Annotated in this window: 16 protein-coding genes; 5 read left to right on the top strand and 11 right to left on the bottom strand. The window is 73.2% G+C overall.

The window, feature by feature from the left end; genetic code table 11:
- Nucleotides 1–5: 5 nt before the first annotated feature.
- The 5 genes from KG102_RS17870 to KG102_RS17890 all read right to left on the bottom strand — a co-directional run bounded on the left by KG102_RS17870 (nt 6) and on the right by KG102_RS17890 (nt 5,424).
- The gene (locus tag KG102_RS17870; protein WP_208290183.1) at nt 6–872 is read right to left on the bottom strand and encodes an ABC transporter permease; all 867 of its coding nucleotides are present in this window, start codon (nt 870–872) and stop codon (nt 6–8) included.
- On the bottom strand, nt 865–1,695 hold the full coding sequence (locus tag KG102_RS17875; protein WP_208214792.1) for an ABC transporter ATP-binding protein: 831 nt from the start codon (nt 1,693–1,695) through the stop codon (nt 865–867). Before KG102_RS17875 ends, KG102_RS17870 begins: the two co-directional genes overlap by 8 nt.
- On the bottom strand, nt 1,692–2,741 hold the full coding sequence (locus KG102_RS17880; protein ID WP_208290182.1) for an ABC transporter substrate-binding protein: 1,050 nt from the start codon (nt 2,739–2,741) through the stop codon (nt 1,692–1,694). The genes KG102_RS17875 and KG102_RS17880 overlap by 4 nt, the downstream gene beginning before the upstream one ends.
- Nucleotides 2,738–3,238 (bottom strand): flavin reductase family protein, encoded by a 501-nt coding sequence (locus KG102_RS17885; RefSeq protein ID WP_208214790.1) that lies wholly within the window; start codon nt 3,236–3,238, stop codon nt 2,738–2,740. Before KG102_RS17885 ends, KG102_RS17880 begins: the two co-directional genes overlap by 4 nt.
- Nucleotides 3,239–3,507: 269 nt before the next feature.
- A complete protein-coding gene (locus tag KG102_RS17890) occupies nt 3,508–5,424 on the bottom strand; it encodes a M3 family metallopeptidase (protein ID WP_208290181.1) in 1,917 nt (638 codons plus the stop codon).
- Nucleotides 5,425–5,505: 81 nt separating this feature from the next.
- Between KG102_RS17890 and KG102_RS17895 the strand changes: the two genes are divergently transcribed.
- Both KG102_RS17895 and KG102_RS17900 read left to right on the top strand, forming a co-directional pair.
- A complete protein-coding gene (locus KG102_RS17895) occupies nt 5,506–6,510 on the top strand; it encodes a LacI family DNA-binding transcriptional regulator (protein ID WP_208290180.1) in 1,005 nt (334 codons plus the stop codon).
- On the top strand, nt 6,497–7,039 hold the full coding sequence (locus KG102_RS17900; protein ID WP_208290179.1) for an AAA family ATPase: 543 nt from the start codon (nt 6,497–6,499) through the stop codon (nt 7,037–7,039). Before KG102_RS17895 ends, KG102_RS17900 begins: the two co-directional genes overlap by 14 nt.
- On the opposite strand, the gene KG102_RS17905 is transcribed toward KG102_RS17900, so the two are convergent.
- The 5 genes from KG102_RS17905 to KG102_RS17925 all read right to left on the bottom strand — a co-directional run bounded on the left by KG102_RS17905 (nt 7,005) and on the right by KG102_RS17925 (nt 10,508).
- A complete protein-coding gene (locus KG102_RS17905; RefSeq protein ID WP_208290178.1) occupies nt 7,005–7,298 on the bottom strand; it encodes a DUF1905 domain-containing protein in 294 nt (97 codons plus the stop codon). The genes KG102_RS17900 and KG102_RS17905 overlap by 35 nt on opposite strands.
- A gap of 44 nt (nt 7,299–7,342) precedes the next feature.
- Nucleotides 7,343–7,786 carry an SRPBCC family protein gene (locus KG102_RS17910; protein WP_208290177.1) on the bottom strand — a complete coding sequence of 148 codons (444 nt, stop codon included), beginning with the start codon at nt 7,784–7,786 and terminating at the stop codon, nt 7,343–7,345.
- Nucleotides 7,787–7,791: 5 nt separating this feature from the next.
- Entirely contained in the window at nt 7,792–8,139 is a 348-nt protein-coding gene (locus tag KG102_RS17915; protein ID WP_208214784.1) for an ArsR/SmtB family transcription factor, read from the bottom strand.
- Complete coding sequence (locus KG102_RS17920; protein ID WP_208290176.1) at nt 8,136–8,603, bottom strand: SRPBCC family protein; 468 nt, start codon at nt 8,601–8,603, stop codon at nt 8,136–8,138. The genes KG102_RS17915 and KG102_RS17920 overlap by 4 nt, the downstream gene beginning before the upstream one ends.
- A gap of 108 nt (nt 8,604–8,711) precedes the next feature.
- Nucleotides 8,712–10,508 (bottom strand): ABC transporter ATP-binding protein, encoded by a 1,797-nt coding sequence (locus tag KG102_RS17925; protein ID WP_208290175.1) that lies wholly within the window; start codon nt 10,506–10,508, stop codon nt 8,712–8,714.
- Between the two features lie 75 nt (nt 10,509–10,583).
- On the opposite strand from KG102_RS17925, the gene KG102_RS17930 reads away from it, so the two are divergent.
- Both KG102_RS17930 and KG102_RS17935 read left to right on the top strand, forming a co-directional pair.
- Nucleotides 10,584–11,147 carry a TetR/AcrR family transcriptional regulator gene (locus KG102_RS17930; RefSeq protein WP_249667389.1) on the top strand — a complete coding sequence of 188 codons (564 nt, stop codon included), beginning with the start codon at nt 10,584–10,586 and terminating at the stop codon, nt 11,145–11,147.
- 19 nt (nt 11,148–11,166) lie between these two features.
- A complete protein-coding gene (locus KG102_RS17935; protein ID WP_249667390.1) occupies nt 11,167–11,937 on the top strand; it encodes a 2-phosphosulfolactate phosphatase in 771 nt (256 codons plus the stop codon).
- On the opposite strand, the gene KG102_RS17940 is transcribed toward KG102_RS17935, so the two are convergent.
- Nucleotides 11,918–12,742, bottom strand: a complete 825-nt coding sequence (locus KG102_RS17940) for a tryptophan-rich sensory protein (RefSeq protein WP_208214780.1) — start codon at nt 12,740–12,742, stop codon at nt 11,918–11,920. The genes KG102_RS17935 and KG102_RS17940 overlap by 20 nt on opposite strands.
- Before the next feature lie 79 nt (nt 12,743–12,821).
- Between KG102_RS17940 and KG102_RS17945 the strand changes: the two genes are divergently transcribed.
- Entirely contained in the window at nt 12,822–13,694 is an 873-nt protein-coding gene (locus KG102_RS17945; protein WP_208214779.1) for an aminoglycoside phosphotransferase family protein, read from the top strand.
- The last annotated feature ends 47 nt before the right edge of the window (nt 13,695–13,741 follow it).

The following is a 13,741-nucleotide window of genomic DNA, read 5'->3' on the forward strand; positions in this document are numbered from 1 at the left end:
CAGGGTCAGGAGGTGGGGCGCCAGCGCGACAGGCGTCGCTCGGCGAGCAGGAGGACGGCGTTGATCGACAGCCCGACGAGCGCGATCGTGATGATCCCGGCGTACACGGCGGGGATCTGGAAGTTCTGCTGGGCGGCGGTGACCAGGTAGCCGAGGCCCGCACGGGCCCCGACCATCTCCGCGGCGACGAGCACGAGGATCGAGGCCGCCCCAGCCATGCGGACGCCGGTGAAGATCGTGGGCACCGCGGCCGGCAGGGTCACCTTGGTGAACAGCTGCAGCGGACGCAGTCCCAGCGACCGGGCGGACTTGAGCAGCAGCGGGTCGACCGTGCGCACGCCCGTGATGGTGCTGAGCAGCACCGGGAAGAAGCACGCGTACACCACCAGCGCGATCTTGGACGTCTCCCCGATGCCGAGGATCAGCACGAAGACCGGCAGGAGCGCGAGCGCGGCGGTGTTGCGGAACAGCTCCAGGACGGGGTTGAGGAACCGGGCGACCGAGGGCGAGCGGCCGATCAGCGCACCGAGCGGGATCGCCGTGGCGAGCGCGATGCCCAGCCCCACCAGTGCACGCGTGAGGCTGGCCCGGAGGTGCTCGGCCAGCTGCCCGCTGCCCAGCAGGTCCCCCAGGGCGGCGAGCGACGTGCTGAGCGGTGGCAGGAACACGCGGTCGACGAGCCCGACCCGGGGGGCGACCTCCCAGAGGGCCGCGAAGGCCAGGATCGCGGCACTGCCCCGCAGCAGCCTGCCGAGCGCCGGACGGAGCCGGGCCGGCCGGTGCGCGTCGAGGCTGAGGCCGGCGCGTCGCCGGTAGTCCTCGGGCGCGGGGTCGAGCGACGGTGCGGTCCTGGCGAGCGTGGAGCTAGACATGGGCGGCCTCCCGGGCGTGGGCGGTGGGTTGCTGCCGGGTGGGTTGCTGCCGGGTCGGTTGCCGCAGGGCGGACCAGACGCGGTGCCGGAGGCGGCCGAACGCCGGGTCGGACCGGACGTCCTCGCCCGGCACCGGGTCGAGGTCGATGTCGATCAGGTCGCTGATCCGGCCGGGCCGTGGTGACATGACCGCGACCCGCTGACCGAGGTACACGGCCTCGTCGATGCCGTGCGTGATGAACACGACCGTCTTGCCGGTGGCCCGCCAGATCCGCAGCAGCTCGTCCTGCAGGGACTCCCGCGTCTGGGCGTCGAGCGCGGCGAACGGCTCGTCCATGAGCAGCACCCGCGGGTCGACCGCGAGCGCCCGGGCGATGGCCACCCGCTGCTTCATGCCGCCCGACAGCTCGTGCGGGTACCGGTCCGCGAACCCCGTCAGGCCGACCAGGTCCAGGTGCTCGTCGGCCAGCCGCCCGCGCTGCCGACGGGGGACCCCCACCGACTCGAGCCCGAGCTCGACGTTCTTGCGGGCGGTGCGCCAGGGCAGCAGCGCGTACTGCTGGAAGACGACGGCGCGGTCGGTCGCGGGTCCGGTGACGGGTCGCCCGTGCAGCAGGATGCGTCCGGCGGTCGGCGTCGTGAGCCCCGCGACGAGGTCCAGCAGCGTCGACTTGCCGCAGCCGCTCGGCCCGACGACGGCGAGGAACTGCCCGTCGGGCACCTCCAGGTCGACGTCCTGCACGGCGGTGAACCGGGCGCTGCGGCCCTCGTCGCGCACCACGAAGTCCTTCCGGACGCCGTCCAGCACCAGTGCCGCGGTCATGACGTCACCTCGCCGTCCGGGCCGCTCGCCGGGTCGAAGGTGCCGTTGCTGTAGGGGTTGTACTTGTTGGTGTACAGGTCCTCCGGGTCGATCTGGCCCTCCTCGAGCGTGCCCTCGCGGACCAGCCAGTCGACCCAGATGGAGATCTCCTTCGGGTCGATGACGCCCCCCGGTCCGGCGACCCCGGCGCTCTTCCAGTACTGCACGAGGTCGGTGTTCTCCTCGCGGCCACGCCCCTCGATGATCGACTCGAAGCGGTCGATCACGACCTCCCGGGGGTTGGTCTGCGTCCAGCGGATCGCGCGGGCGACCCCCTGCACGAAGTCCGCGACCGCCTCGGGGTTCCTGGCGATGAAGTCGTCCCGGAACACGTAGGAGCCGTAGGTGAACTCCCCGTACAGCGACGTGTCCGTGAACAGGGGCCGCAGCCCGCCGCGCTCCAGGGCGCTGTCCCGGAAGACGCCGCCGAGGGTGCCGACGTCGATCTGCCCCTCGCGCAGCGCCTGCTCGGTGGACACCGGCGGCACCACGACGAGCTGGACCGATGCGACCTGGTCCGCCGTGAGTCCCTCGGAGGACAGCCACTCCCGGACCACGAACTCGTGGTGCGCACCGAGGGTGTTCATCCCGACCTTCTTGCCGATGAGGTCCTCGGCGGTGCTGATCGGGCTGTCCTCGAGCACGTAGTAGCCGTTGAACGCGACGTCGTCGGACCCGTAGTAGCCGATGACCGACGTGATGGGCGACCCGGCGGCGACGAGCTTGGTGATCGCGCCGTTGAACGCCCCACCGAAGTCGGTCTGCCCAGTGGCGGCCGACTGGATGTCCTGCGGCCCGCTCGTCGTGTCGCCCACCCACTCGAGCGTGACGTCCTCGAGGTAGCCCAGGTCCTCGGCCAGCTCCGGGAACGTCACCTGGCTCGCGCTGCCCTGGTAGCGCAGGGTCACCGGCTCGTCGGGGTCGGTGGTGGCGGAGGCCGAGGAGCACCCGGCTGCGAGCGCGGCCACGGCCAGCAGCGTCGCGACGGACGCGAGGCGGCGGTTCACGACGCGATCCGTCGGTAGTCGCCGGCCCAGTACAGGAGCGGCTCGCGCGTGCCGACGACGCGCACCTGGCTGACCTGCGCCAGGACCACGTGCTGCTCACCGGCGGGGATGCGGTGGGTGATCTCGACGCGCAGCGCGATGGGCGCGAGCGTGAGGACGGGCTCGCCGCTGTCCAGCCGGTGCCACGGGGTCGCCGCGCCGAACCGGTCGGCGCCGTGCGTGGCGAACGTGCGGGCGATGTCGGTGTGCGAGGCGTCCAGCAGGTTGATCACCGCCGTCGGCGCCTCCCGCAGGGCGGGCCAGCTGGAGGAGGCCTCGTTGATGACGAACGAGACGATCGGCGGCTGGGCGGACACGGACGTGAGCGACGTGGCGGTGAAGCCGTGCGGGCCGTCGGTCCCGTCGAGCGTCACGACGATGACGTCGCCGGCGTACTCCCGGAAGACGCTGCGGTACGTCTCCCGGTCGACGGTGGGTTGCGGGGTCAGCAAGGACACGGAGGTCTCCTGGGGTAGGCGGAAGCGGCCCGCCCCGGGACAGGGGCGTGGCGGAAAGAGAGGTCGGGACGAGGGGCCCGCTCAGCGCGCGGGCGGGGGTGCGGGCGGCTCGACTAGCGGCCGGGGCACATGACGCGACGACAACACGCGGTCGCCCGGGCGGCGTCGCGGTGCGACACGGCGGGGCCGACGGGGTGTGCCGGGAAGGTCATGGAGCGACCGTAGTTATACCCAACCAATCTGATCAACATTCGTCCACCCAGTGGACGTCAGCCCTCCGCGAGCCACTCCGCGAACGCGTCGAACGACGAGGGCCGCCCCAGGAACCGCTCGACCAGCTCGGCGGCGTCGGCGGAGCCGCCGGGCGCCAGGATCGCGTCGCGGTACGCGCGCCCCACCACGGGGTCCATGAGGCCCGAGGCGAACCCGGTGCGCAGGTCCTTGGCGATGATCAGGCTCCAGAGGTAGGTGTAGTAGGCCGACCCGTAGCCGTCCAGGTGGCCGAAGCCGGCGTACTGGTGCGTGTCGGGGATCGGCGTGAACGGACCGAACCGGGCGTCGATCTCAGCGGTGTACGCGGCCAGGTCGGCGGGCGGGTCGGCGTGCAGCCCGTACGACAGCGCGGTGAAGTTGAGCTGGCGACGGGTCCACGTCCCGCGGCCGAACGCGTCGGCGGCGCGCATCCGCGCCACGAGGGCGGCTGGGATGGGCTCGCCGGCCGCGTTCGTCGCGAAGGAGCCCAGGACGTCGGCGTCCCAGCCCCACTCCTCGAGCAGCTGGCTCGGCGCCTCGACGAAGTCCCACTCGGTGGCGACCCCGGAGAACATCGCCCACGGCTGGTGGCCGCCGAGCACCTCGTGCACCAGGTGGCCCAGCTCGTGGAAGAACGTCAGGACGTCGTCGTGCTCCATGAGGCCGGTCGGGAAGTTGCAGACCAGCGCGCCCTCGGGCAGGAACCGGCCGGCGATCCCGGGCACCAGCGAGAACTGGGCGGCGTGGTTGAACTTGCCGGGACGGGGGTGCATGTCCAGGTAGACCCGGCCGATCACGCGTCCGTCGTCGGTGACGTCGTAGACCTCGACGTCGCTGTGCCACGTCGGCGCGTCGACCGGCTGCAGGGTGATCCCGAACAGCCGCGAGACGACGTCCAGCACGCCCGGCTTCACGGCCTCGTACCGGAAGTACTCGCGGACCTCGCGCGAGTCCACGTCGTACTGCTCGTTCTTGATGATCTGGTCGTAGTACAGGTTGTCGGCCGGTGTCACCGCAGCTGCCCCGGGCACGTCCTGGCGGTAGCGCGCGAGCATGACGTCCACGTCGCGCGCCGCGGGCGCCGCGGTCAGCGCGTCGAGCCGCTCGATCAGGTCGGCGATCGCCTGGCCCGAGCCGATCATCTTGATCTCGGCGTCGTAGGTGGGCCAGTCCGGGTAGCCCAGCAGCGTCGCGCGCTCGGCGCGCAGCCGGAGCAGCTCGGCGAGGATCGGCGAGTTGGCCGGCCACCCGATGCACTGGTGCTCGAACGTCAGCGCGAGCCGGACCGCCGGGTCCGTGGCGTACGTGCGCACCGGCAGCAGGTCGGGGTACTCGGTGGTCAGCGTGACCAGACCGTCCTCGCCCGCCGGGTGCTCCGCGCGGAAGTCGTCGGGCAGCCCGTCCAGCTGCTCGGGCGCCACCCGGACGCTGCGTGCCCCGTCACGGATGTTGCGCGAGAACTCCAGCCCGAGCTCCGTGCATCGCTGGGCGAGCGCGCGCAGGCGGTCGCGGTCCTCGGCCGAGCGGTCGACCCCGGCGCGACGGAAGTCGCGCAGCACGTGCTCGCGCACCCGTGCGGCCCCCGGCTCGAGCCCCTCGGCGTCGGTCGCGGCGAGCACCTGCCAGAGCTCGTGGTCCAGCCCCCGCTCCGTGACCAGGTCCTCGGCGGCCTGCGCGCGCTCCTCGGCGGCTGCCCGCAGGTCGGCGTCGGGGTGCACCTCGGACAGCAGGTGCGCCGCCGACGAGCTGCGGGCGATCGCGATGTCCGCGTCGTTCCAGAGGTCGAGGACCTCGGTCGTCGTGCGCGACGTGCCGTCCTTCAGGCGGGCCAGCAGCGCCCGCGCATCGTCGAGGGACGAGTCCACGGTGCCGGCCAGGAACGCCGGCCAGGCGGCGCCGTCGGTGGGGAACGCGGTGGGCTCGGCAGTCGACATGTGCCGACGATATCCGCGGGTGCCAGGTCCTGAGCAGCGAGATTCCGCTGCTCAGCGACCGCGGGCTCGTAGGCTCGGCCCGTGCAGACCCGGCTGGCGGACATCGCGCAACAGGCGCAGGTGAGCACGGCGACGGTCTCCCGCGTGCTCAACGGCCGCCCGGGCGTCTCCGGCGCCACCCGGCAGGCGGTGCTCGCCGCGCTCGACCTGCTCGGCTTCGAGCGCCCCGCCGCCCTGACGACGAAGTCGGTGGGTCTGGTCGGCCTGGTCGTCCCGGAGCTCACCAACCCGGTGTTCCCGGCGTTCGCCGACGCCATCGAGCGGCGGCTGTCCGAGGCCCGGTTCACGCCGCTGCTGTGCACGCAGGCGCCGGGCGGCACCACCGAGGACCGGTACGTCGAGGTGCTCCTGGACCACGCCGTGAACGGCATCGTGTTCGTCTCCGGGCTGCATGCCGACACCCAGGCCAACCTCGGCCGGTACCACCGGCTGCGCAACTCCGGCGTGCCGATCGTGCTGGTCAACGGCTACACGCCCGAGATCGACGCGCCCTTCGTCTCGACCGACGACGCCGCGGCGGTCGACCTCTCCGTCGACCATCTCGTCTCGCTCGGGCACCGGCGCATCGGGCTGGCGATCGGTCCCGAGCGGTACGTGCCCGCGCGGAGGAAGGTGGCCGCGTTCGGTGCCGCCCTCGCGCGGCACGGGCTCGACGACGGCGAGGTCCACGTGAGCACGTCGCTGTTCACCGCGGAGGGCGGGCAGGCCGCCGCCGCGGAGCTGCTCGCCACCGGCCACACCGCCCTCGTGTGCGGCTCGGACCTCATGGCGTTCGGCGCCGTCCGCGCCGCGCGCTCGGCCGGGCTGCGCGTGCCTCAGGACGTGTCGGTGGTCGGCTACGACGACTCCCCCCTCGTGGCGTTCACGGACCCGCCGCTGACCACGGTGCGCCAGCCGGTCGAGGCCCTGTGCCGCGCGGCGGTGGACGTGCTGCTGGCGCAGATGCGGGGGGAGAAGGCGTCGCGCGAGGAGCAGCTCTTCGCCCCGGAGCTGGTTGTGCGAGGGTCGACGGGTGGACGGATCTGAGCTGCTCGTGATCGGTGGGCGCTCCGGCGTGGGCAAGTCGTCGGTGGCGAACGCCCTGCACGCGCTGCTCCGGGACGCCGACGTGCGGCACGCGGTCATCGAGGGCGACGCCCTGGACCTGGCGTGGCCGCCGCCCTGGGAGCACCGGCTGAGCATGCGCAACCTCGCGGCGGTGTGGGCAAACTACCGCGAGCTGGGGTACCACCGGCTGGTCTACACCAACACCGTGTCCGTGCTGGAGGCCGACGAGCTGGCCGCGGCGATGGGCGACGGGCCGCGGATCTCCGGCGTGCTGCTCACCGCGGCCGACGAGGTCGTCGACGCCCGGCTCGCGGGCCGGGAGTCCGGCGACGAGCTCGCCGCGCACGTCGAGCGGTCGGCGCGCGCCGCCCGCCGGCTGCACGCCGACGCCCCGGCGTGGATGCCCCGCGTGGCGACGGACGGCCGGACCCCGACCGAGATCGCGCGCACGATCGCGGAGCTGGTGGGGTGGGTCAGCGCGGACCACCCAGGACCAGCCGCACGGTGACGACGTCGCCCAGGTCGAGGAGCTCCGCCTTGCGCACCGCGTCCTTGACCGGCACCAGGTAGCGCCCGTCCTTGGGGAACAGGGACGTCTCCCACTCGGTGTCGTCGATCCGGGCGAGCACCGGGATGACACCCCAGCCGTAGGTGATCTCCGCGGAGACGGCCTTGATGGCGGCGCTCTCCTGCTCCGGGACGGGGACGTAGTGGAACGGTGACGGGCCGCGCCAGTAGATGATCTCGCCGGTGAACTCGAGCTCCATCGCGCCATGATGGCGCACGGCGGCGGGTGAGGGGTCGGCCGGGCTCAGTGCCAGTCGGAGATCCGGACGTCGTCGGGCGCGGGCGATCCGGCCCCCGTCTCGACGAGCTGCTTGAGGCTCATCAGGAAGGTGGCCCACTTGGTGCTGCAGTGCGCCATGAAGTCGACGGGCTCGCGCCAGCCCTCGTGGCCGAACAGGACGATCGTGTAGCCGTCGGCCTGCGCGAGGTCCCACCGGACCGTCGTACCGATCCACTCCGGCGGCCCCTCCACGACCTCCCAGAGCACCCGCTTTCCGGGCACCTGCTCGCGGACCAGCATGTCGAACCCGTCGGTCCCGAACCCGAACGAGACCGTGCCGCCCACCTCGGGGGTTCCGGTGGTCTCCACCGTCCACCACCGGGACAGCCCGTCGATCGTCGTCAGCGCCGCGTACACCTCGTCGGGGGACGCGTCCTTCATCCCCACCCTGTGCAGGATGTCCACCATGTCGCTCACTCCTTCTCGGTCGTCGTGCGTCGGTGGATCGCCTCCGCGATCCGCGTGATCCGCTGCAGCCGGGCGTCCCACGTGGCGCCCACGGCGGACAGCTGGGCGACCGCCCGGGCCAGCTGCGCCTCGTCGACCTCGTAGCGGCGCTCGCGCCCGGCGGGCGTGACGTGCACCAGGCCCACTCGGTCGAGGACGACCAGGTGCTTGGCCACGGCCTGCCGCGTCACCGGCAGGTGCTCGCTGAGCGTGGTCGCGGTGCCCGGCCCCTCGGTCAGCAGGAGGTCGAGCAGGCGGCGGCGGGTCGGGTCGCCGACGGCGGACCAGAGGTCGTCGTCGACCGCGACGGTCACGGCGTCGCCACCAGCCGGGCCACGTACGCGGCGATGGCGGGCACGTACAGGTCCCAACCCGTGACGTGGTCGTCGTACGCGGCCTCGAGCACCGCCGCCTCCCAGCCATTCTCCCGGAACCCGGTCTCCGTGAGCCGGAGCAGGGTTCCCGCGTCGGAGGGCACGAGCTCGAAGGTCACCAGGAGCGAGTTCGTGGCGGTGGCGGCCTCCGCGCCCTCGTCATAGGTCCATCGGAACGAGAACAGGCGAGGCGGATCCGCCTCGACGACCGTGAGCGGTCCGATGTGCTCGTCGGCCGTCCCCCGCCCCCAGCTGATCTCGGCGACCGATCCTGGCGTGGGCGTCAGGTCGGTCTCGGCGCCGCCCCACCACTCGCGGATGTGCTCGGGGGTGCTGAGCACCTCGAACACGGTCTCCGGGGGTGCGTCGACGTAGATCTCCCGCTCGATGCTGCCGACCTCCATGAGAGGACTCCTTCGCGATATGCAACGTGTGGTTGCACACCACGGTAGGGGCGGGCGTGGCGATGCGCAACCGTCAGTTGCATATGCGTCCGAGGTGCCCGGCCCGGGTCAGGCGGGGACGCTCTCCCGGCCCGGCAGCTCCACGCCGATGCGCAGGGCCTCCACCAGGTCGCGGTACAGCGCGTCGGTCTCCAGCAGCTCCTCGTGCGTCCCGCGGGCGCGCAGCCGGCCCTCCTCCATCACGAGGATCGTGTCGGCGTCGAGCACCGTGGACAGCCGGTGCGCCACCGTGACGACGGCCCCGCGTGCGGCCAGGTCCCGGATGCAGTCGTGGATCGCGGACTCGGTCAGCCCGTCCACCTGCGCGGTCGCCTCGTCGAGCAGCAGCACCTCGGGCGCCTTGAGGATCGCCCTGGCCAGCGCGATCCGCTGCCGCTGGCCACCCGAGACGGACGTCGAGGTCAGCGACGTGTCCAGCCCGTCGGGCAGCGCGTCGAACGCACCCTCCAGCCGGACGGCGGCCAGCACCCGGTCGAGGTCCTCGCCGGACGCGTCCGGCGCGCTGAACAGCAGGTTGTCGCGGATGGAGCCGGGCACGATCGGCGTCTCCTGCTCCACGTAGGCGAACCGGGACCGCAGCCGGTCATGGCCGATCTCCGCGAAGGGCCGCCCGTCCAGCAGCAGCTCGCCCGACTGCGGCTCGAGGAAGCGCAGCAGGAGAGAGAACACGGTGGTCTTGCCGGCGCCCGAGGGCCCGACGAGCGCGGTGTGCCCCCGCCGCGGCACCGCGAACGACAGGTCCCGCACCGCCGGCTCCGCGTCCGGGCCGTACGCGGCCGTCACGTTGCGGAGCTCGACCACCGGCGTCGCCTCGTCGGGAGCCTCGTCGGGAGCCTCGTCGGGGAGCACGACCGCACCGTCGACCGCCTCCTCGCTCTCCATGTCGGTGACCTCGCGGATCCGGGCGGCCGCCGCGATGCCCGACTGCAGCTGCGTGAAGCTCTGGGTGAGGTCGGTGATCGGTCCGACGATGTTGAACGCGTACAGCAGGAACGCGACCAGGCTGGAGACGGCCAGCAGGTCCTGCGAGACCCGCCAGGCGCCCAGCCCGAGGATCACCACGATCGCCAGCTGGATCCCGCCCCAGGAGATGGTCCACGCCACCGCGGTCGTGCGCACCGCGCGCACCGAGTGCTCCTTGGCGTCCCGGGCGTCGGCCAGGATCCGCTCGGCCTGCCGCTCCTCCGCGCGGCTCGACTTGACCGTGCGCACCGCGCGCAGCGTCCCCTCGAGCGTGCCGCCGAGCCGGCCGACCGACTCCTGGGCGGCCTGCTGCGAGGTCGCGATCCCCGGCAGCAGCAGCGCCATGAGGATGCTCACCACGATGATCGCGCCGATGGTGGTGGCCAGCAGGACCAGGTCGAGCACAGCCATCAGCACCAGCGTGCCGACGAGGGCCACGACGCCGTTGACCAGGCTGACCAGGCTCGACGAGGCGGCCTCCCGCAGCAGGACCGTGTCCGAGGTGGTCCGCGTGACGAGCTCGCCGACCGGTCGTCGGGTCACCGCGGGGACGGTCGCGTGCAGGAAGTGCCGCACCAGCGACTCGCGCGCGTCCAGCACGATCCGCTCCGCGACGGTGCCCAGGAGGACCCACTGCGCCAGCCCGACGACGGACCCGACCACCAGCAGCCCGAGCAGCAGCGCGATCGGCGCCGCGAGGCTGAGACCGCCGGACAGCGAGTCGAGCACCCACTTGGTCACCATCGGCGTCGCCAGCGCCATGGCGGTGGCGACGAGGCTGAGCCCGAGGCCGAGGAGCAGGGCGCGCTGGTGCGGCCGCGCGAAGCCGATGAGGATGCGGAGCCGCTCGCCCCGGGGCTGCTGGGTCTCGTCCGTCGCCATGGGTCCAGTGGAACATCACCGTTCCGTAGCGGTCAAGAGTGTTCCATGACGGAACAGCGGTGCTACTTTTGGCACGTGACCACCGACATCGCGACCGGCGCCCGAGGCCGCACCCGCAAGGCCATCCTCGACGCGGCGATCCGCGTGCTCGCCACCGAGCCGACGGCCAGCCTCGGCCAGATCGCGGACGCCGCCGACGTCGGCCGCACCACGCTGCACCGCTACTTCCCGGAGCGTGCGGGCCTCCTCGCCGCCCTCACGCAGGAGGCGGCGGTGCGGCTCACCGACGCCGCCGTCCGCGCACGCCTGGACGAGGGGCCCGGGCTCCCCGCGTTGCTGCGGGCGTGCCAGGAGTGCCTGCGGCTCGGGGACCTGCTGACGCTGGTGTTCACCGAGGTGGTCTCGCTCGACGCGTGCGGTGACGAGGACGGCTTCTCCCGGTCGCTCGACGCCGCCTGCGCCCGCGGGCTGGCCGACGGCACGCTCGACGCTCGGCTCACCCAGGAGTGGGTGCAGGGCACGCTCTGGTCGAGCCTCTACCTGGCGTGGAGCGAGCTGCGCGCGGGCACGGCGCCGCCGCACCAGGTGCTCAGCCAGCTGCTGCTGGTCGTCGAGAAGGCACTCGCGGCGCCCGCGTAGGCGCTGGCAGACTCGGCTGGTGCCCGAGCCGCTACCCGACCAGCGACCGGCCCGGGTCCGGCTCGAGTGGGGCCTGACCGGCGCCCGGGCGCTGCTGGGCGCGGACGGGTCGGCCTGCCTGGTCGTCGTGGTGGACGTCCTGTCGTTCTCCACCGCGGTGACCGTGGCCTGCGAGCGGGGCACCGTCGTCCATCCCTACCCGTACCGGGATCCCGCAGGAGCATCGGCGCTGGCCGCGCGCCTCGGCGCCACGCTGGCCGGCCCGCGCGGCGACGGACGGGTCAGCCTCTCGCCGTCGACCCTCCGTCACCTTCGCGGCGGGCGGCTGGTCCTGCCGTCGCCGAACGGCGCGACGATCGCGCACGGGCTGGCGGGCACGGGCGCCGTCGTCGTCGTGGGCTGCGTGCGCAACGCCTCGGCCGTCGCCCAGGTGGTCGACGAGCACCTCGCGGCGGACGCGACGCACGACGTGGTCCTGGTCCCCGCCGGCGAGCGCTGGGCCGACGGCAGCCTGCGCCCCTGCCTGGAGGACCACCTCGGCGCGGGTGCGATCGCCGCGGCGATCCCCCGCGTCGGCGACCTCTCGACCGAGGCGCGCGCCGCGGCGCTGCTGTGGCAGGCCACTCCCGACCCGGCCGCGACGATCCGCGACACGACGAGCGGGCGCGAGCTCGTCGCCGCCGGCTGGCCGCAGGACGTCGAGATCGCCGCCGAGCACGACGCCACCGAGTCCGTCGCCCGGCTGACCGACGACGGCCTCGGCCCGGCCTTCACCGGGAACGGGCCGTGAGGGAGGTGATCACCGGGGCCAGCAGGGCGACGGCGGCCGCGACGAAGGCCGCGGTCGCGACCGTCTGGTCCACCAGGGGTCCGTTGGTGCGGCCGAGCCCGATCCAGCCGAGCCCCCACGCCATGGCCAGGCCGATCGGCACGATCACGGTGGGCCGCCGCCGGCCGAACACGGCGTACGCCACCGACAGCGCCGCACCCGCCGCCAGCACGATGACCGACCACACCGTGGCGCCCAGGCCGAGCTCGCCCACGCCGGCGACCGCGAGGAACGCCGCGGTGTTCGCGAGCGACGCCACGCTGACCCAGCCGAGGTAGAGCCCGACCGTCGTGTCGGTGATCAGGGAGGTCACGGCCCCGGTGTGCGCGAGACGGACGAGCCGGACGAAGATGACCGCCAGGACGGCGAGCAGCGCGAGGATCACCACCACGCTGCCCCCGACGCTGTCCGCCTGCACGACCCCGATCCAGAGCGCGTTGAGCAGCATCGAGGCCAGCACCCACCACGACACCGCCCGCAGCCGGGGGTCGGCGCCCTGGCGCGGCAGGGCCTGCGCGACCGCGAAGACGGCGAGGCCGAGGTAGATCAGCGACCAGATCGAGAACGCCGGCGAGTCGGGGGCCAGCGGCGTGGCGGTCGCGGACAGCGCGCCGTCGGCGGCCTCGGCGACGGGCTGGCCACCGAAGGCCCCCGAGCCGTAGGCGGCTCCGCCGATCGCGATGATCGCGCCCACGAGGACCGTGGCCTGGCGGACCCGGTCGCGGGACGTGGCAGGTGCGTCGAGGGCTGCGCTCGTGGTCTCCATCCCTCCAGGATGCCAACACTCAGCATGCTGAGCATCTTGGGAGACAATCACCTTGCCCGGTGCGGGAGGCTGGTTCGCGATGACTCCCCGCATGCACGCCGACGAGCTGGACCTCCCCGTCGCACTCGTCGCGAACCTCCTGGCCGACCAGTTCCCGCAGTGGTCCGACCTGCCCGTCCGGCGCTTGGCGTCCAGCGGCACGGACAACGCGATGTTCCGGCTGGGCGACGACCTCGTGGTCCGGATGCCCCGGATCCACTGGGCGAGCGGCACGGTGGATCACGAGGCGACGTGGCTTCCGCGGGTCGATGGCCACCTGCCGGTGACGGTCCCGCGCGTGCTGGCCGTCGGCACGTCCGCGCGCGGCTACCCCTGGACCTGGTCGGTGATGACCTGGGTGCCGGGCGTGAACCCGGTCCTGGACCGGCTGCGCGAGCCCGTCGCGCTGGCCCGCGACCTCGCGGCGCTGGTGCGGTCGGTCCGGGCGCTGCCGCTCGACGGCGGGAAACCGAAGGCCGGTCCGTTGGCCGACCGCGACGAACAGGTCCGTCGCGACATCGTCGCGGTCGCCGACGAGATCGACACCGCCGAGGTCACGGCCGTCTGGGAGCACGCGCTCGCGACGGCCGAGTGGGACGGGCGCAGCACGTGGGTGCACTGCGACATCGCGCCCGGCAACCTGCTGCTCACCGGCGACCGCCTGACCGGGCTGATCGACTTCGCGGGCATCGGCACCGGCGACCCGACGCTCGACCTCGGCGTCGCCTGGAACCTCCTGCCCCCGCCCGCGCGGGCGGTGTTCCGGTCCGAGCTCGACGTCGACGAGACGACCTGGACCCGCGCCCGGGCGCGCGCGCTCGCGCAGGCACTCGTCCAGCTGCCGTACTACCGTGACACCAACCCGGTGCTCGCGGCGAACGCGCGGCACGTGATCCGCGAGGTCAGCACCTAGACGGGCACGCCGGATCGGCCCGGCAGCTCCTCGCTCATCCGCAGCGC

It is taken from the genome of Cellulomonas fengjieae, from assembly GCF_018388465.1.
GTDB classification, from domain to species: domain Bacteria; phylum Actinomycetota; class Actinomycetes; order Actinomycetales; family Cellulomonadaceae; genus Cellulomonas; species Cellulomonas fengjieae.

What these genes read in the sequence shown, in the direction of transcription:
- KG102_RS17870 (WP_208290183.1), bottom strand. Translation starts at nt 872, where the DNA reads ATGTCTAGCTCCACGCTCGCCAGGACCGCACCGTCGCTCGACCCCGCG.
- KG102_RS17875 (WP_208214792.1), bottom strand. Translation starts at nt 1,695, where the DNA reads ATGACCGCGGCACTGGTGCTGGACGGCGTCCGGAAGGACTTCGTGGTG.
- KG102_RS17890 (WP_208290181.1), bottom strand. Translation starts at nt 5,424, where the DNA reads ATGTCGACTGCCGAGCCCACCGCGTTCCCCACCGACGGCGCCGCCTGG.
- KG102_RS17905 (WP_208290178.1), bottom strand. Translation starts at nt 7,298, where the DNA reads ATGGAGCTCGAGTTCACCGGCGAGATCATCTACTGGCGCGGCCCGTCA.
- KG102_RS17910 (WP_208290177.1), bottom strand. Translation starts at nt 7,786, where the DNA reads ATGGTGGACATCCTGCACAGGGTGGGGATGAAGGACGCGTCCCCCGAC.
- KG102_RS17920 (WP_208290176.1), bottom strand. Translation starts at nt 8,603, where the DNA reads ATGGAGGTCGGCAGCATCGAGCGGGAGATCTACGTCGACGCACCCCCG.
- KG102_RS17925 (WP_208290175.1), bottom strand. Translation starts at nt 10,508, where the DNA reads ATGGCGACGGACGAGACCCAGCAGCCCCGGGGCGAGCGGCTCCGCATC.
- KG102_RS17940 (WP_208214780.1), bottom strand. Translation starts at nt 12,742, where the DNA reads ATGGAGACCACGAGCGCAGCCCTCGACGCACCTGCCACGTCCCGCGAC.
- KG102_RS17945 (WP_208214779.1), top strand. Translation starts at nt 12,822, where the DNA reads ATGACTCCCCGCATGCACGCCGACGAGCTGGACCTCCCCGTCGCACTC.